Consider the following 18914-nt stretch of genomic DNA (forward strand, 5'->3'; position numbering starts at 1 on the left):
ATTACAGAATATACTGACTTAAATCCTTGTCTGCCGCAATATTACCAATCTTATTTTGTACATATGCTTCAGTAATTGTGATGTCACCCATCTGCATATCTGGTCCCTCAAACAACAAATCTTCCAGTAGTTTTTCAAGAATCGTATGCAATCTACGTGCCCCTATATTTTCATTTTCATGATTAACACGATATGCTATCTCGGAAATTTTTTGGATTGCTTCAATTGTAAATGTAACTTTAACATTATCTGTACCGATCAGTGCAATATACTGTTTTACCAATGCATTGTTTGGCTCTGTCAATATTCTAACGAAGTCTTCAGCCTTCAATTCATCAAGTTCAACTCTGATAGGGAAGCGACCCTGCAATTCGGCAATTAAATCGCTAGGTTTGCTTTCGTGGAAAGCTCCTGAAGCAATAAATAAAATGTGATCTGTATTAATTAAACCGTACTTTGTTTGAATTTGCGAGCCTTCAACAATAGGCAAGATATCCCTTTGAACACCTTCACGTGATACCTCTCCACTATTTCTTTGTGATTTGGACGTAATCTTATCAATTTCATCGATAAAAATAATTCCCGTATTTTCTGCACGTTTAATCGAAAGGTCAGCAACATCTGCAGTATTAATAAGTTTTTTAGCTTCCTCATGAGTAAGATATTCACGTGCTTCTGCCACAGTCATGGTTCGCTTAACTCTTTTTGTTGGAGTCAAAGAACTTAAAGCATCTCCCAAATCAATTCCTACCTGGCTTAACAATCCTGAAGATTCCTTCGTTTTTCGCGAAGTATCATCAACTTCTATAGTAATCTCTTGCTTCTCAAGCAAACCCCTATTTAGCTTTTCTTTTACAGATAGACGCTCATTTTTAATCTTCTCTGTGACTACCTCTTTTTGAACAGGTTCAAGGCTAGGGGTCTGTCCTCTTTGGATTTCTTGAAACATTTGTGTGATATTTAGTTCCTCCACCCCTTCTTTCTTATTTTTTTTAATAGCTGGTACAAGTATTTTTACTAAACGTTTATTGGCATTTCCTCGAGCTTCTGAGCGTACCTTGTCAAACTGGAGCTCAGCTTCCATTTTGTATGAAACTTCTACCAAGTCACGAACCATTGACTCAACATCTCGACCAACATATCCGACTTCAGTAAACTTAGTTGCCTCAACTTTTATAAAAGGAGCTTGAACAATTTTAGCCAGCCTTCTTGCAATTTCAGTTTTACCAACACCAGTCGGACCAATCATCAAAACATTCTTAGGTGTGATCTCCTCTTGCATTTCTCCCGAAAGCTGCATCCTACGATAACGGTTACGTAATGCCACTGCAATTGCCTTTTTGGCTTTATCTTGGCCAATTACATAAGCATTGAGTTCCTTAACAATTTGTTTTGGGGTTTTTTCAATAGGGTTCATTTAAAAGATCCTCTCTCTTCTTAAAGTTCTTCTGCAATTACATTATGATTGGTAAAGATATCAATGTCACCAGCTATATTAATCGCTGCTTTAGCAATTTCGCCCGCAGACATCGTTGAAGCACGCTCCTTCATTGCCTTAGCAGCTGCTAAGGCAAAATTACCACCAGAGCCGATTGCTAAGATATCATCATCTGGTGCAATTACTTCACCACTCCCAGACACCATTAATAATTCTTCTTTATTCATAACAATTAACAGTGCTTCTAATTTTTGCAAAGCCTGGTCACTACGCCATTCTTGGGCTAATTCAACAGCTGCTCGCTGCAGATTACCACTATATTCATCTAATTTTCTTTCAAAACGTTCTTCTAAATTAAAAGCATCCGCAACACTTCCGGCAAAGCCAACAACGACTTGATTGTTGTAGATTCTTCTGACCTTGCGTGCAGTACCCTTCATTATAACTTTTTCACCCATTGTGACCTGTCCGTCACCAGCCATTGCAGTATGTCCATTATGGCGAACTGCACAAATTGTTGTTGCGTGAAATGATACACCAGTCATTTTATATTCCTCCTAAATTTTATCATGCTCGCGGAAAGAACTTGCGATAGTCCCGTTGCAAGTGTTCTTTTGTAACATGTGTGTAAATTTGCGTAGTGGATAAGCTGCTATGTCCTAGAAGCTCTTGGACTGCCCGCAAGTCAGCACCATTATTCATCATATGTGTTGCAAAAGTATGACGTAGCTCATGGGGATGTATCTGTGTGGTCAAACTGCTACGGCTAACAATCTTCTTTAGAATATACGTAACACCAGCAGCAGTTAATGGATCTCCATAATGATTTACAAATACAAAATTATGCTCTTTTTTATATTTCGCCATCAATGGTGTTCGAACCTTAACATAGTAATTTTCTAGAGCTTTTTGACAATATGTACCAAAGGGAACATAGCGGTCTTTATTACCTTTACCATGCAATAACATTGCCCGCATCTCCATATCAACCGCTTGCAAAGTTAGTCCTGTACACTCGCTGACACGCATTCCAGTCGCATAAAGAGCTTCTAGTAACGCCTTATCCCTGATTAAAATTGGCTCATCCCCATCAGTTGCTTCAAAAAGAGCCGTCATTTCTTTTTCATAGAAAAAGCGTGGCAAGGCACGCGGATGTCTCTTTAATTGAACATAGGCAAAGGGATTACTCTTAACATAGCTGTTTTTTTCCGCAAATCTGTAAAAAGAGCGCAAACTTGAAATAATTCTAGCAATTGATGATGGTTGATAATGCTTATCATACAAAAAACTCATAAAAACATGTACATCAAAGCGATTTACTTGTGAAAAAGATGAAGAACCACCATTCTTAATGAGAAAATCATTGAAGAGCTTTAAATCATCAGTATAAGCTTTGACAGTATCATCAGAATATCTTCTTTCTATTGCCAAATATTGTTTAAATTCTTTTACCCATTCCTGTTCCATAAAAAAACCTCCACCTTATGCTATAACTTTAGCATAAAAAATGGAGGTGTGCCCTATGAGTTATTCAAAAATTACGAATTACTAATATTATTATTTTTGAATTTCCTCTTGATAATCGCAATTGCTACATTTAACCTGCATTCCTTTTTTGGTCTTTTTCTCAACCAAGTAATGCTGGCATTTAGGGCAATCACGACCAACTGGCTTATCCCATGAAACAAACTCACAATCGGGATAACGGTCACATCCATAGAAAATACGATTCTTTTTTGATTTGCGCTCGATAATCTGCCCCTTATGACATTCTGGACAAACTACTCCGATTTCCTTTGTAATAGGTTTTGTGTTACGACAATCAGGGAAACGACTGCATGCATAAAATTTACCATAACGACCAAGTTTAATTACTAAGGGCGCACCACAAACATCACAGTTGATACCTGCAGGTTCATCTTTAATTTTAACTTTAGCCATTTTCTCTTCAGCAGCATCAACCTCTTTTGCAAAGGGGTGATAGAAACTATCGATGACTTTAACCCATTCCTGCTTTCCTTCTTCAATCTCATCCAACTGACCTTCTAATTGGGCAGTAAAATCAACATTCAAGATATCCGGGAAACACTTAACAATCATATTATTTACTATTTCGCCCAACTCAGTAGACTCAAATTTACGTGCAACGAGTTTTACATAATAGCGCTTTTGAATAGTATTTAGCGTAGGTGCATAGGTTGAAGGACGACCAACACCATTTTCTTCAAGTGTTTTAATCAATGTAGCTTCAGTATATCTTGCAGGCGGTAAAGTAAAATGCTGATTAGGTTGATTGGTTACTAGTTTAACTTCTTGACCAACTTCTAGATCTGGCAAAATGTTGTCTTTACGCTTGCTCTCACTATAAACCTTCGTAAAACCAAGGAACTTCATCTTTGATCCTTTTGCCCGATACATCACAGAATTCTGCTCAATATCAACACTCATTGTATCAACAATTGCCGGAGTCATCTGGCTTGCTACAAAGCGCGACCAAACCAATGAATACAGCTTCATTTGATCCTTGTTCAAATATGCTGAAAGTGACTCCGGTGTCCGTAAAACTGATGAAGGACGGATAGCCTCATGAGCGTCCTGTGCACCTTCAGCGAGTTTGCCTTTGCGTGGTTTAACTGCAGCATATTCTGCACCATAAGTTTCATGGATAAAAGCAGAAGCTTCGTGCTTGGCAATATCAGAAATTCTGGTTGAATCCGTACGCATATAGGTAATTAGTCCCACTGCGCCGCCTTTTCCAATATTAATTCCTTCATAAAGCTGTTGCGCAACCATCATCGTTTTTTGAGTTCTAAAGTTAAGCGTATTATTGGCTGTCTGCTGCATTGTACTTGTTGTAAAAGGAAGTGCTGGGAATCGCTTGCGCTCTTTAGGGACAACCCGTGTCACATTAAACGGGTTGTTCTTATCAATCTTTTGCATAATTTCTTGAACTTCATCGTTGTTATGCAATTCCTTTTTCTTACCGTTTACTCCGTAATAATCAGCATTGAACTTAGTCCTGCTAGCTTGAAATTGAGCATCAATCGACCAGTACTCTTCAGGTATAAACTCACGGATTTCTTGCTCTCTTTTAATAATCAGGTTCAAAGCAATTGACTGCACACGACCTGCACTCAATCCTTTTTTTATTTTTGCCCAAAGTATTGGGCTGATAGAATAACCTACTAGGCGGTCAAGAACACGTCTTGCTTGCTGCGCATCCACAAGATTCATATCAATTGCACGTGGATTTTTGAATGAATTCTTTACTGCATCTTTAGTGATTTCATTAAAAACAACTCGATTCTTATCTTCAGGATTTAGCCCTAATAGATAAGAAAGATGCCACGCAATTGCTTCTCCCTCTCGATCAGGATCGGCTGCAAGATAAACATGTGCAGCTTTCTTAGCCTCTTTGCGCAATTCTTTGATAACATCGCCTTTACCACGTATCGAAATATAATGGGGTTCATAATCGTGTTCAACATCGACCCCCATCGTACTTCTCGGTAAGTCTCTGATGTGGCCTAAACTGGCCATAACCTTGTATCGAGATCCTAAATACTTTTCAATCGTTTTAGCTTTTGATGGAGACTCAACAATTACAAGGTTTTTCTTTACTTTTCTTTTTGTTGTTGTTTTCTTCTGGGTCTTAGGCATCTACCAGACTCCTTTTTTAATATCTTTTTTTAATGTATAAAAATCGCTAATAATTTTAGGTCATAACCGTAGTCTTTGTCAAGTATTTCGAAATTCTTCAATAATATCTTGAGCATCTAACACAGGTTTAGCACCAGCCTTAATCAGCTCGTTTGTACCAACAGATAATAGCGAGTTGATTGGTCCAGGAACCGCAAGTACATTGCGATTTTCTTGCAAGGCAAGATTCGCAGAGATTAGACTGCCACTATGATGTCTTGCCTCGACAACTAATAGGGTTTGAACTAGTCCCGCAATAATTCGATTTCTTGCAGGAAAATGAAATTTTCTTGGACCAGTGCCAAGTCCATATTCACTAAGTAACAACCCTTCACATGCAATTTTTTGCTGAAGAACACGATTTTGGCTAGGATAAAAAATATCTAACCCAGTGCCGATAACCGCGACTGTTTTGCCGCAATCCGCAAATGTCTGCAGATGTACAAGGCTATCAACCCCTTGAGCTAAACCACTCACAGTTACAATCTTATCCGCAACAACAGCAGGCAACAGTTTTGCAAGAACGATCGATGAGTATGTACTATTCTGACGGGCACCCACAATTCCTAACAAATTCCGATCATTTGTAATCAAAGATAAATCTCCACGATAGAACAGTACATTTGGCGGATTGTAGCTTTCCAATAAGCATTGCGGATATACAGAATCAATTATTGTAATAGCCTTACTATGATATAAATTGCGATCAACTGCAAGTTCTAATTCAATCGAATTGAACTTTTTCCAAAAAAAACTACGCTCAGAATCTGTAATTTCAGCTAATTCTTCCAATTTCTTAATATCAGGAATAGCCTGATTTGCCTTCACCCAAGTACAAATTTTTCTTACTTTGGGTGCACTAATGAGATTACTCAAGTGCAATTTTATTATAAATTCTTTTATCTTCATAGAATCACCCTCTAAAGTGTTTTCTATAAAAATACGCAATTAATTAAAATTTGGACTTGATTGGTTCAAAACTTCTACGATGAAGCGGTGTTATACCATATACATTCAGCGCATCAAGGTGTTTTTTCGTCCCATAACCGTCATTTGACTTGAAATCATATTCTGGATACAAATTATCATAAAAACTCATTAAGTGATCACGCCAGACTTTTGCAACAATACTCGCAGCAGCGACACTAACACTTTTTGAATCTGCCTTAATCAGCTTTAATTGTTCAATTGAAGAATCAATGTTCATTGCATCAATAATTAGTTGTTGTGGTTTACGTGAAAGTCCATTAACTGCCTTTAGCATTGCAATCCGTGCAGCCTGATAAATGTTGACAGTATCTATCTCATAATTATCACAAAGTCCAATAGAAACGCCAAGCGCCTGCTCAATAATCTGACTATATAGTCTTTCTCTTGTTTTTTTCGTTAATTGCTTCGAATCATTAACCTCAACAAGCCCAAAATCATGTGGCAAAATAACAGCCGCTGCTACAACAGGCCCAGCTAGTGGTCCACGTCCAACTTCATCAATCCCACAAACTAACTGCTTTCCTTCTTGCCAAAAAGCTCGTTCATAGCTAAAACGTTTCTTGAATGCCTCTAGCGCTGCTTGTTTATTGAGTTCATGCTTCCTATATTGTGCTAATAAATTTTGCACACCTTTGCGATCATCACTGGCTAATTCTCGCAACAATTCTTGATTGGGATCAACAGTGATTAACCTCTTTATTTCATTAATTGATTTTCTCTTATCCATCATATCTTTGAGTACTTTCTGGTACTGTATCAAGTGTGTATCTACCCAACTTGCCCTTACGACACTCCAATATCATTCTTTCACTTGCCCTATCATAATCATCTTTAAAACCAATCTTTTTAGTTATCAATAGTAACAAATCTACTGTCGATAGTGATAGATCACTATCTGTCAATTTATAGTATTCTTTAAGATTTGCAGGGGCAAACTGACAAAAATGTTCAAGCAGATACAGTGCGATATCATCCTTAGCATACAAAGTTTCTTTGATTGCACCAGTTAATGCCAACTTTTTACCAATCATTGGATCCTCGAATTTTGGCCATAAAATTCCTGGAGTATCCAACAACAACATGTCTTTTCCAGCTTTGAGCCATTGCTGTGACTTTGTGACACCAGGGCGATTACCAACTTGAGCTACATTTTTCTTAACCAAATGATTAAGTAATGTTGATTTACCAACATTTGGAATACCAATACACATTACCTTAATACGCTTATGCAATATTCCTTTCTGTGCCTGCAACGCTATTTTATCAGCAAGAACTTGTTTTATTTTTTCTTCAATAATTTTTAAACTGCCTGTTGTGCTATTAACAGCAATTGCTGGTTGCTTTTGTGATTCATAATATCTAACCCAACCAGCAGTAGTCTGCGAATCTGCTAAATCTTTTTTTGTTAACACCAAAATACTTGGTTTATTTTGAAGAATCTGGGCTAATTGTGGATTGCGCGACGACTCTGGTAATCGTGCGTCAACAAGTTCAAGCACAATATCAACTTGTTTTATATTTTCTTTTACTTGACGCAAGGCCTTAGCCATGTGTCCTGGAAACCATTGTATTGTTGCCATAATTAATTTAGTCCTTTCAATATCAACTAATGTCCGATCCACTGAATCCTATTCAGCGGCCAATAAACGATGATTGCTCGCCCTTTGATCCAACTGTCTTTGACTGGACCAAAAGTACGTGAATCTTTGCTTATTCGCCGATTATCACCGAGTACAAAATATTCATTCTTAGGTATTTTCGATTCCCCAGTTAGTTCCTTCAAGGTAAAATCAGATGTATACGGTTGATGTTTGGTAGCGAGTATCTTCTTTAAGAAATTCTCTTTGACTGGTCTACCGTTTATACGCAGCACATCATTTTTATATGATAAACGATCCCCTGGCATTCCGATGACTCTTTTGATATATGTCTCACCGTTAGGCATTCTGATAATGACTACATCAAAGCGATGTATCTTCCCGAGGTTCATCACAAGAGCTTCTTCTTTTGATTGAAGTGTTGGTTCCATTGAGTTACCATCAATTTGAAGTGGCGTGATTAGGAATGATCTGATAAAAAGCGCAACAAGAACTGCAATTGATGTAAGTAAAATCCAATAGCTCCAATGAAATCTTTTTATAAAGCGTCTCAAAACTTTCCCTCCAACAATTTAGCTGTTCTTCTACTTGCATTTAGTTAACTACATTTCTATCGGGATCTTATCTTTCTTAACTTTAACAAAAAAAATGAGATTGCGCGAGTATTGTTTAGAAAACTATCTAAAAAATGTGGTTAAAATTAAAAGGTTCTTAGTAATAAATAATAGGGTCGTTACTACCTATTTATTACAAAACGAAAACAACGACCCATCCCAATGAGATAAGTCGCTGTCGTTTAAAACATTAATAGAATATCAAAATGCCAATTCGTCATAGTTATTAATCTTAAAATTAATTACCACTAAGTTGAGAAATAGCTGCTTTAAGCGCATTGTCACTATCAGAAACTTTTTCAGCCGCTAATTCTTCAAGTTTGTTGATAGTTTCTTTATCCATATTACCATTAACAGTCAGCTTGTTGTCTGTCTGAAATTTCTTCACAGCGGCAACTGTTGAATCGCCATAATAACCATTTGCTGAACCCACACTATAATTCAAAGCATTTAAAAGAACTTGTGCTTTCTTGATTTGACCAGAAACCTCGCCCTGCTTATATGTCTTCTTCGTATTAATAGCTGTTTGATAGGCATAACTTGGATAATCAGCCTTAATAGTAGGTTGCAATCCTTTGTGATTGATCCAAGAACCATTTGGTGTCAACCATTTTGCAATAGTCATCTTGAGCTCTGTTTTATCAGTAAAAGGCAGAGTTGTTTGAACAGTACCTTTACCATATGACTTAGTACCAATCAATTTAATATTAGCCGATTGATTCAAGGCAGCAGAGAAAATCTCAGCAGCACTAGCACTACCACTATTGATTAGGACAACTGTCTTTTCATTGACTTTGAAGCCTTTGTCATACTTCTTGCCAGCTTTATACACTTGTGCCTCTTGACCACGTTGTTGAACTTGTAGAATTGTCTTACCATTTTTTACAAACATCGAAGACATCTTAAGTGCTTGATCCATCAAACCACCAGGATTATCACGCATATCAATCACGAAGGATTTGGCCCCTTGCTTACGCAAACTCTTAATTTCAGCTTTGAATTCAGAAGCTGTTTTTTCAGAGAAAGTCGAAACCTGAATATATCCAATTGTCTTATTATTCTTAAGAAGGTGACCTGTCACCGTTTCAACCGGAATTGTCGCTCTAGTTAATTTCTTGGTAAAGGTTGAATCACCACGTTTGATAGTTAATGTGACACTTGTTCCTTTTTTACCTCTGATTAATGAAATTGCTTTACTCAATGAGTAGCCCTTAATTGACTTGCCGTCAATCTTCAAGATAATATCATCGGCTTGCAAACCAGCTTTTTTTAGCAGGAGTACCCTTGATTGGGGCGATTATCTGAACGTAATCCCCCTTCTTTTGGACCTCAGCACCAATTCCTGTAAAACTACTTGAAATGGTATTATTCAATGACTCAGTTTCATCTTTAGACATATAGTCTGTAAATGGGTCACCAAGTGCATTTACCATCCCCGTTAGTGCACCATTTTCAAGTTTTTGCTTACTAACAGACTTGTAGTAACCACTGTAAAGCGATGAAAAAACTGTTTCAATCTTACTCATTGCTTGACTGGTTTCAGTTGCAGCTACTAATTTTTGATTCATGTAATAAAAAACAACTCCGCCACCAATTAACAATGTTACCAAACTAGTTAGAATCAAAGTTAATAGGCTGTATTTGCGTCTGTTTTTCCTTGGTTTTTGCTGTTGTTTTTGCTGTTGTTTTTGCTGTTGTTTTTGCTGTTTTTTTGAATTTTCTTCCTTTTCCACTTCTATTACCTCAGCTTTACATTTATTTAGTTCATCTTATCAAGATACAATCCCCATGCTTCATCAAAAACAGTCATTGATGGCAGATAACTACCATTCAATTCAAGATACTGTGATAATTCATCATAAATCTGCGACTGCTTCGGAAAAGATTGATCGTAAAAAGCGTTATTTGCGAATTGTGCAACTTCCTTATGACTATTTGGATCTCTTTCAGTCATCAAATATTGGTAGAAACTCAAGCGATGCATAAAAGACCTCCTTATTTTAAAGGTATTGAGAGCGTAAAATGAAAATCGTTATTCTTCAGATTAATTGTTTTAGCTTTGATACTAATTCCCCTTGCTGTTGCAAACTTATTAAGATTAAGGCCAATCTTATCATGTTTAGCATCAATTGTAATTCCCTTGTTAAGCTTATAATGCTTTTTCACATAATTAAGTATAAATGAAGGAGGAGCATTTAAAGAACCGATCCCTACGCCCTTTGCAAGCAACACAATGTTACCGTCCTTTGTGACTTTTGGGGTCGTATAAAGTGAAAATGAAACATTTTGTCCTAATATTTGCGTTGTTCCTACCATGATAGCGGCCGAATCACTGACATAAAAACGATACTTAATATTATTTTTCTGTTGCTGTTTCTTCAAATAATAGTTAATCGTTCCATTCAGTTGCTTTCTATTCATTTCCACATTAATCGTGGTATATTTACCGGTCTTGGCAGTTTTTGCAGTAACCTCTTTTTGCTCTACAGATTGTGTAGTTACTTGTTTATAGACAAATAATGCAGTTCCCAGAACAAGCGCAGCTAGCACAACGAAAGCCCATTTCCAATAATTTATCTTGGCCTTCTTTTTTATTTTCTTTGGTCGCTTCAACTCACTCACTACTTATTCACCTCATTCAGCCAAGTTTTCTTATGCCTCATCATTACAGCATACAGTCGCCCTGTCATATAATTATACCCCTTTAAATTCGGATGAAAATGGTCATCAGACGATAAATAATTATTTTTCTCCTTTTTATTAGATGCAACTTGTGTAAGTTCATTTTCACTGAGTTTATCTAAATCAGTGACAGTAGTGGTCTTGAGTTGTGCCGTTTTGCCTAAATACTGCCCCTCTGACAGTTGTTTATTAATTTGAACCATATACATGTCATGCTTCTTGGCAACTACGCTGAGAGTCTCTGTATTCCACTCATTAGTATACTTTTGTAACTGTGACAGTCTTGGAAAATAAACATAGAAAGGATTATAGACACCATAAATAAATACCGGTGCTTCTGAATTGTATGTTCTTACCGACTTTAACAGTTTATTCAACTTATTAGTATAAACCTTTTCTGCACTTGCCATAACATTAGCAAAATTATCAGAGGACAGTGATGTAAAATTTTTCTGCAATGTCTGCATCAAATCATTTCCGCCGACTGTTAATACAATTACATCAGCACTCCTTAACTGCTTTTGCATGTCCTCATTCTTTTTAAGCCGTGCTAATATCTGGTCACTACGATCCCCAGCCTTACCAAAATTTTCAGTCGAGACATTTAATTTGTTTTTCTTCTTTAGTTTTTCTTGGATCAGGTGGACATAGCCGCCTTTATTAGTGGAATCTCCTACTCCTTGTGTTAATGAATCTCCCAATGCAACTAACTTGATATTCTTCTTTTGTTTAGTCTGCTTTCTTACTACTTGTTTCGAACTTGAGTCGGCAGTCTTATTAACTTTCATATTATTTGAGCCAAAAGAAAAGGAGAGTATTAAATAAAAAATAAGTCCTAAGATACAGCAAACAATAACGGGAACAAGATTTTTTATAATTTTATTCAAAAAAGCATCCTTTCTAACAATTAAAGAAATTTAAATGAGACAATTATAACAAAGTTCTTTCAATATTTCATAAAATCATTTTGTGTTTAATATATTTTTACTATTTTTTGCTAAAATTCATTATGGTTATTTCAGTTCAATAAAAGCAGCACATTATTCCCCTAATATTTGATTAAAAAATAAAGGAATTAGTCAAAAATTAAATTCTGGCCTAATCCCTTTATTTTACATGTTTTAAATGCTTGTCATAAGTCAAAAATTTCGTCTAAATTTGAGCTATCTATAGCGCATGACACCGTACTTCTCATGTCCCATTTTCGAGCCGCTTTTCTATGCTTTTCTTTGGTAAACTTCAAAAACATGAGGAAACTTATTCCGTTCATCAACCGTTCCAGACACTTTTTTGATTAATTCAAAATCATCCATCTGAAGTTCAGGCATAGTTGTATCTCCTGGAAACTTTCCTTTAATACGCGTCACATATAAGAGATCAACTGTATCCGCAAATTCAGCAAAAAGGGATGCACCCCCAATGATGAAAACATCACTATCTTCTTGTTTAAGTATCTTTTTTAAATTTTCGATATTGTTTACAACGGTTATTCGACTATCATCCTTGTATTTATCACCAAAAACAGCCGATCTGGTTAAAACATAATGATGTCTTTTTGGCAAGAATCCAGGAAAACTATCAAATGTTCTGCGTCCCATAACAATCGGATGATTTTTTGTTACAACCTTGAAATATGCTAAATCAGCAGGTAATGACCATGGTAAGTGACCATCTATCCCAATATGGTGCTGCTCATCTTCTGCCCAAATATATGCTAACATTTTATCCACCTCAGATAATTAATTACACTGCAACTGGTGCTTTGATTGCTGGTGCAGGATCGTAACCTTCCACCTTGATATCAGACATCTCAAAATCAAAGATGCTATTCTTATCAGGATTCAGCCAGAGAGTTGGTGAATCTTTGGGTGTACGTGCTAACTGCTCTTTAATCTGTCCAACATGATTATTGTAAATATGTGCATCTCCCAAAGTATGCACAAATTCACCAACCTCAAGCCCAGTCTCATGGGCAATCAAATACGTTAATAATGCATAACTTGCAATGTTGAATGGAACTCCTAAAAAGACATCCGCACTACGTTGATAAAGCTGACAACTCAATTTTCCATCAACAACGTAGAATTGGAACAGGGTATGACACGGTGGGAGTGCGCTATTCGGTACATCTTCTGGATTCCAAGCAGATACAATTAATCTTCGTGAATCTGGCGTGTTTCTAATGCCATCAATTACGTTCTGAATCTGATCAATAACTTGACCACCTCTTGTCTTCCAGTGACGCCACTGAGCTCCATAAACATCGCCTAAATTACCGTATTTTGCAGAAAATTCGTCATCGGCTAGAATACGATCACAGAAAATCTTTTTCTGTTCCTTGTAAGCTGCTGCAAAATCAGCATCAATAAGTGCTCTTCTACCAAAATCTGTCATGTCTGGTCCTGAATATTCATCACTTTCAATCCATTTCTTGAATGCCCATTCATCCCAGATATGATTCTTATGCTGCAATAAGAAACGTATATTGGTATCACCACGTAAAAACCATAATAATTCACTTTTTATGAGACCAAATGCCACCTTCTTAGTTGTTAAAAGAGGAAAGCCACGGCTTAGATCGAAGCGCATCTGATATCCGAAAAGACTCTTGGTACCTGTACCAGTCCGATCATCTTTTTGATGTCCCTTTTCTAGAATATCATTTATAAGTTGTAAGTATGGAGTTTCCAAGATTGCCATAAATATTCCTCCGTTATTCAAATTATTGCTCAAATTGACTTAGATATTCCCAACGTGCCATTTTTTCATCAATCAACTGATCATGTTCATCTATTTGCCGCTGTAAATCAGCTAATTCACCATAGTTGGTTCCATCCGTATTGTTCATTGTTTCAGTCAATTGTTCTTTTTCACTTTCTAAATTATCAATCAAATCTTCAATTTTTTCAAATTCAATTTTTTCAGCGTATGTTAATTTTTTCTTTTCTTTTTTAGCAGGGACAGCATTCTTTTCATCAAGTTGAACTTGTTCTTTGCGATTCGTGTTCTGCTGCTTCTCAAAGTCACTATGCTGACTTAGATAGTCTGTAAACTCACCCGTAAAACGCTCAATCACTCCGCTGCCTTTAAAAATTAATAGGTTTGTAGCAACTTTATCAAGGAAATACCGGTCATGAGAAACAGTAATCACAGTCCCATTAAAATTGCTTACATAGTCTTCCAAAACCGTCAATGTAGCGATATCCAAATCATTTGTTGGTTCATCTAATATCAAGACATTTGGTTCGCTCATCAATAGTTTCAGCAAATACAGTCTGCGTTTTTCACCGCCTGAAAGCTTTCGAATCAGTGTTCCGTGCATAAATCTTGGAAATAAAAACTGTTCTAGAAGCTGCGTTGTGCTTAATTGTACACCATGCTTATCAGTTACACTCTGGGCAACTTCGTTGAGATAACTAATCAACCGCTTATCCTCAGGAATCGGCTCAGTCTGCTGCCGATAATAAGCAATTCTAACTGTTTCCCCAATTTCTAGGAGACCTGCATCAAGTGGTAGATCTCCTGCTAATGCATTTAGAAAGCTTGATTTTCCTGCACCATTAGCCCCTGTAATTCCAATTCGATCTCCAGCTTGGACCAACAAACTAAAGTCTCGCATAATTACATGATTGGCAATCGACAATGATGCATTTTTCAATTCAATGACCTTCTTGCCAAGTCGCTGCTGTCCTAAGGAAATATCGACAGCGCCATCGTCTTTAGTTACTTTCAGATTTTCCTCAAGTTCATTGAAGCTATTAATTCGGGCTTGTTGCTTAGTTGTTCGGGCTCTTGCACCAGTTCTCATCCAAGCCAGTTCTTTTTTATATAATTGCTGCTGTTTATGTTCAGAGTCAGCTTCTCTTTGAACTCGCTGCGCTTTTTGTTCAACATAGTCTTGATAATTGCCCTTATATGGATAAAGACTTCCAAAGGACAATTCCAAAATCTGTGTGGCAATCTGATCCAAAAAATAACGATCATGCGTAACTACAAGTAGTGCTCCTTTGTAGCTCACTAGGTAATCTTGCAGCCAGTTAATCGAGTCAAAATCAAGGTGGTTGGTCGGTTCATCCAGCACGAGCAAATCAGGTGCTTGAATCAAAACCTGTGCTAGCCCAACACGTTTTTTCTGCCCGCCAGAAAGAGTTTTAATTGCAACGTCAAGTTGATTCAAATGAAGCTGACTAAGAATTGTTTTCACATCACTCTCAGCACTCCATGCATCTTCGCGATTCATAGCTGCCTCGGCATTATCATATCGCCGCTGGGCTTTAGAATCATTCGGATTCTGACCATAAACAGTCACAGCATCTTCATAGTCACGAATAGTTTTAAAAATCGGAGCAGCTCCTTCAAAGATCGCGTCCATCACCGTTGCATTTTCATCTAATTCGGGAATTTGTTTCAAATAACTAATTCGATAATTATTCGGTGCGATCAATTCTCCGCTGTCCGCACCGTCTTCTCCCGTTAAAACATTTAAAAGTGATGTTTTCCCAGAACCATTAGTCCCGATCAGCCCTATTCTGTCATGTTCATTGATTAAGAAATTAAGGTTTTCAAAAAGTGTTTTTTCACCGTAAGTTTTACTCAAATTTTCAACACGTAATGTCTGCATTTTCCCACTCTTTCGCTATTGATTATTCTTGATTTTTAGTGCTGCTTTTTCTAATGAAGCCAACTCATTTTTTAGTTTGCCACACACTACTTGTTTTTCAATCTCTGCTAAAACCTTGCCTAGCAACGGTCCCGGGGTAAACTGCAGATCCTTGATCAAGTTCCCACCGTTAACAGCTAATTCTTTTTTATTTTTAATTGGCAAAGATTCATAATTACTCTGAATAGCTGCAATATCTCTTGCAAATCCTAGCATATTTGCAACCAAATTAGCCGTCTCAAATGCTGGCAATCCAAGTGTATACAAATTCCATGCATTAAATTGGTTAGTTTTGAGTAGTTCAAGCGCTGAAAAACAGCTTTGAACATTTGCTATCAACTCATTAGAACATTTCCATGCTTTTAATAGCTTTCTTATCTGCTTATGGTCATTCAGTGCCAGATAACAGAAAAGCGTCCAGGCCGCAACATCATCACTAAAATGTAATTGCTCAAGTGAAAGCATAGTCTTGAGTACTTGTTCCATTGTATTAAATAGTGGACAGTAAACAAAAAGTTTTGTATCAAGGAATCCAACTATACCCTTTTTAGGATTCTTACCCAAAAGTAGCTTTATCCATTCAACGTTAATTCTCTCAACTGCAATTTTCTCAAGTAAGTGTGCATTATTGGTAACTGCTTCCAATGTAGTTGTTTCAATTTCAAAATCAAGCTGACTCGCAAAGCGAACGGTTCGCATCATTCGCAAAGCATCTTCATGATACCTTTCATTAGGATTTCCAACAGCCTTTATTAGGCCTTTCTTCAAGTCCTCAAGCCCACCAAATAAGTCAATAATCTCGCCATTAAGGCTGAGCGCCAAAGCATTGATAGTTAAATCCCTGCGCTTAAGATCATCCTTAAGTGAACGAACAAATTGAACACTATCAGGTCTTCTGTAATCTTGATAGGTCGACTCAGTTCTGAAAGTAGTCACTTCATAGTCATCGCCGTGGTCAAGGACTGTCACAGTTCCGTGTTCAATACCAGTATCCACCGTTTTTCTAAATATTTGCTTAATCTCAGCTGGATAGGCACTTGTAGCAATATCAACATCATGCAATGGCAAACCTAATAAAGTATCACGAACACTGCCCCCCACAAAATAAGCTTCAAATCCAGCATTGTGAATCTTTTCAAGAATAATTCGAGCCTTTTGAAATTCAAGGGGTAACTTAATTAATTTCATAGGAGATTCTCAAGTCCTACAAGCAATTCATCATAGTCTCCTATCTTCTTCGCAGCTACTGCAACACCCGACATGAATGAGATACGATCAAATGAATCTTGTCTTATTGTTAAGGCCTCACCTTGTCCGCCAAATAATACCTGTTCGTGTGCAACATAACCTGGCAAACGAACACTATGAATACGCATTCCTTCATAATCAGCTCCGCGTGCCCCAATCAGGCTCTCTTTTTCTTCAGGATTACCTTGGATTTTTTGCTTACGAACTTCAGAAATTAATTTCGCAGTATTTAATGCTGTACCACTTGGTGCGTCCAGCTTCTTGTCATGATGCATCTCAATTATTTCTACATCTGGAAAGTACTTAGCAGCTTGTTGTGCAAATTGCATCAAAAGAACGGCAGAGATTCCAAAATTTGGCGCAATCAATCCACCAACCTTATTTTTCTTTGCAATTTCTTTTAGTTCAGCAACTTGATCATCGGCCAGACCAGTTGTACCGATAACTGGCGAGATATCGTGTAAGAGAGCAAATTTAGCATTTTCATACACTGAAGCTGGAGATGTGAAATCTATCCAAACATCAATTGAGTTCACATCAATATCCGCTAATTTAGTATAAGCTGGTACATCTTCATTTTTAAAATCAGATAATTCATTGAGATTTTTTTCAGATGCGTTTGGATCATATACACCAGTCAATTCAAAATCTGCATTCTCTAAAACCATTTTTGTAGTTGTGTTGCCCATACGTCCTTTAAATCCAGCTACTAAAATCTTAACCATATTTATCATCCTCTTCAATTTTGTTTATTCCTATTTATTCTAACAGATTGTTGCTTTGCCTGCATCTGCAAGAATAATGAAATTCTGCTTAACAAGTGCTCAGTGAAGAGCTATTTTGACAAAAATTATGTTATGCTCTTAAAAGATACTAAGTTCTTGGAGGGAAAAAGATGTATTCAACTGATTCAAAAGTTCGCTTGGTTGACTTTATTATGATTGCTTTTGGCTGCGGGATGTATGCTTTTGGTTTCGTGATGATTAACATAAGTAATAACCTGGCCGAAGGCGGTGTAACAGGTATTTCACTCATTACCCGCTACTGGCTGCATATTGATCCTGCTTTTTCAACACTTGCAATTAATATACCTTTAGTAGTCATCGGCTACAAATACCTAGGGAAAAAAGCACTTATTTATACTGTTTATGGCACTCTTTCACTTTCAGTCTTTATCTGGCTATGGCAAAGACTACCATTTTCAATTAACATCCACCATGATTTGTTTATTGCCGGAATACTGGCCGGTGTGCTTGGAGGAATTGGCTCGGGAATTGTCTATCGATTTGGTGGCACAACGGGTGGTGCAGATATTGTTGCACGAATTTTGGAGAAAAAACAAGGTGTTGCGATGGGTCGAACTTTATTAATACTTGACTGCATTGTTCTGACCGCTTCGTTAAGTTACGTTGATATCAGGAGAATGATGTACACCCTGCTGGCATCTTATGTCTTCTCAAAGATTGTCAACTTCACTCTTGAGGGTGCATATACCGCACGCGGGGTCATTATAATGAGTAATCAATATGAAAAGATTACGAAAGATATTATGGATGTTTTGGAACGTGGTGTGAGCCACTTACAGGCAACAGGTGCATATTCAAATGAGACAAGACAGGCAATTTATTGTGTTGTCAGTCCAAGTGAATTGATGACTTTAAAACATATTGTCGCTAAATATGATGAAAAAGCATTTGTTTCTGTTCTAACAGTAAACGAAGTTTTCGGCGAAGGTTTCAGCTACTCTGTGCCGAAAAAAAGAATTTTTAAATTAAAAAAATAAGAACCTGATCATTATCAATTAGCTCTTGAAATTAATGACATAAGAAATATTTTAAGGCTGGATCAAAAGCAAAATTTTGATTTGGCTTTTGATTTACACAAACATGGTTTACAAGTCAAAGTTTTCGCCTGACTTGTAAACCATTCTTTTCTTAATTACAAATTATCTATATCTATTGCTCACAACAAAAAATGACATCTTA

The 18914-nt window shown here is 37.0% G+C and carries 17 protein-coding genes and 1 pseudogene; 1 reads left to right on the forward strand and 17 read right to left on the reverse strand.

The window, feature by feature from the left end; genetic code table 11:
* Position 1: 1 nt before the first annotated feature.
* The 17 genes and pseudogenes from hslU to dapB all read right to left on the reverse strand — a co-directional run bounded on the left by hslU (position 2) and on the right by dapB (position 17654).
* Positions 2-1417: an ATP-dependent protease ATPase subunit HslU gene (hslU, locus tag GSM_RS03415; RefSeq protein WP_003690293.1), complete on the reverse strand. Its 1416-nt coding sequence runs from the start codon at positions 1415-1417 to the stop codon at positions 2-4.
* Positions 1418-1437: 20 nt separating this feature from the next.
* Positions 1438-1983: an ATP-dependent protease subunit HslV gene (gene hslV, locus GSM_RS03420; RefSeq protein ID WP_010077815.1), complete on the reverse strand. Its 546-nt coding sequence runs from the start codon at positions 1981-1983 to the stop codon at positions 1438-1440.
* Positions 1984-2005: 22 nt separating this feature from the next.
* The gene (xerC, locus tag GSM_RS03425; protein ID WP_003690281.1) at positions 2006-2905 is read right to left on the reverse strand and encodes a tyrosine recombinase XerC; all 900 of its coding nucleotides are present in this window, start codon (positions 2903-2905) and stop codon (positions 2006-2008) included.
* Between the two features lie 90 nt (positions 2906-2995).
* Positions 2996-5098 (reverse strand): type I DNA topoisomerase, encoded by a 2103-nt coding sequence (gene topA / locus GSM_RS03430; RefSeq protein ID WP_003690280.1) that lies wholly within the window; start codon positions 5096-5098, stop codon positions 2996-2998.
* Positions 5099-5176: 78 nt separating this feature from the next.
* The gene (dprA, locus tag GSM_RS03435; protein WP_003690278.1) at positions 5177-6046 is read right to left on the reverse strand and encodes a DNA-processing protein DprA; all 870 of its coding nucleotides are present in this window, start codon (positions 6044-6046) and stop codon (positions 5177-5179) included.
* Between the two features lie 43 nt (positions 6047-6089).
* Positions 6090-6857 (reverse strand): ribonuclease HII, encoded by a 768-nt coding sequence (gene rnhB, locus GSM_RS03440; RefSeq protein WP_003690276.1) that lies wholly within the window; start codon positions 6855-6857, stop codon positions 6090-6092.
* Positions 6847-7707: a ribosome biogenesis GTPase YlqF gene (gene ylqF / locus GSM_RS03445; protein ID WP_003690274.1), complete on the reverse strand. Its 861-nt coding sequence runs from the start codon at positions 7705-7707 to the stop codon at positions 6847-6849. The genes rnhB and ylqF overlap by 11 nt, the downstream gene beginning before the upstream one ends.
* A 26-nt stretch (positions 7708-7733) precedes the next feature.
* Positions 7734-8279, reverse strand: coding sequence for a signal peptidase I (gene lepB / locus GSM_RS03450; RefSeq protein ID WP_003690272.1), 546 nt, complete (start codon positions 8277-8279; stop codon positions 7734-7736).
* Positions 8280-8577: 298 nt separating this feature from the next.
* Positions 8578-10072: pseudogene (locus tag GSM_RS13955) on the reverse strand (S41 family peptidase).
* Positions 10073-10098: 26 nt separating this feature from the next.
* On the reverse strand, positions 10099-10323 hold the full coding sequence (locus GSM_RS03460) for a YozE family protein (protein ID WP_003690268.1): 225 nt from the start codon (positions 10321-10323) through the stop codon (positions 10099-10101).
* Positions 10324-10334: 11 nt separating this feature from the next.
* Positions 10335-10961 (reverse strand): YpmS family protein, encoded by a 627-nt coding sequence (locus GSM_RS03465; protein ID WP_003690266.1) that lies wholly within the window; start codon positions 10959-10961, stop codon positions 10335-10337.
* Positions 10961-11908 (reverse strand): SGNH/GDSL hydrolase family protein, encoded by a 948-nt coding sequence (locus GSM_RS03470; RefSeq protein ID WP_003690265.1) that lies wholly within the window; start codon positions 11906-11908, stop codon positions 10961-10963. The genes GSM_RS03465 and GSM_RS03470 overlap by 1 nt, the downstream gene beginning before the upstream one ends.
* Positions 11909-12238: 330 nt before the next feature.
* Complete coding sequence (locus tag GSM_RS03475; RefSeq protein ID WP_003690263.1) at positions 12239-12742, reverse strand: dihydrofolate reductase; 504 nt, start codon at positions 12740-12742, stop codon at positions 12239-12241.
* Positions 12743-12764: 22 nt separating this feature from the next.
* A complete protein-coding gene (locus tag GSM_RS03480) occupies positions 12765-13721 on the reverse strand; it encodes a thymidylate synthase (RefSeq protein ID WP_003690261.1) in 957 nt (318 codons plus the stop codon).
* 22 nt (positions 13722-13743) lie between these two features.
* Positions 13744-15642 (reverse strand): ABC-F family ATP-binding cassette domain-containing protein, encoded by a 1899-nt coding sequence (locus GSM_RS03485; RefSeq protein WP_010077816.1) that lies wholly within the window; start codon positions 15640-15642, stop codon positions 13744-13746.
* Positions 15643-15657: 15 nt separating this feature from the next.
* Positions 15658-16869, reverse strand: a complete 1212-nt coding sequence (locus GSM_RS03490; protein ID WP_004563425.1) for a CCA tRNA nucleotidyltransferase — start codon at positions 16867-16869, stop codon at positions 15658-15660.
* The gene (gene dapB, locus GSM_RS03495; protein ID WP_004563424.1) at positions 16866-17654 is read right to left on the reverse strand and encodes a 4-hydroxy-tetrahydrodipicolinate reductase; all 789 of its coding nucleotides are present in this window, start codon (positions 17652-17654) and stop codon (positions 16866-16868) included. Before dapB ends, GSM_RS03490 begins: the two co-directional genes overlap by 4 nt.
* Positions 17655-17824: 170 nt before the next feature.
* Between dapB and GSM_RS03500 the strand changes: the two genes are divergently transcribed.
* Positions 17825-18712 carry a YitT family protein gene (locus GSM_RS03500; protein WP_004563423.1) on the forward strand — a complete coding sequence of 296 codons (888 nt, stop codon included), beginning with the start codon at positions 17825-17827 and terminating at the stop codon, positions 18710-18712.
* The last annotated feature ends 202 nt before the right edge of the window (positions 18713-18914 follow it).

The organism is Liquorilactobacillus mali KCTC 3596 = DSM 20444, from assembly GCF_000260415.1.
Lineage (GTDB): Bacteria > Bacillota > Bacilli > Lactobacillales > Lactobacillaceae > Liquorilactobacillus > Liquorilactobacillus mali.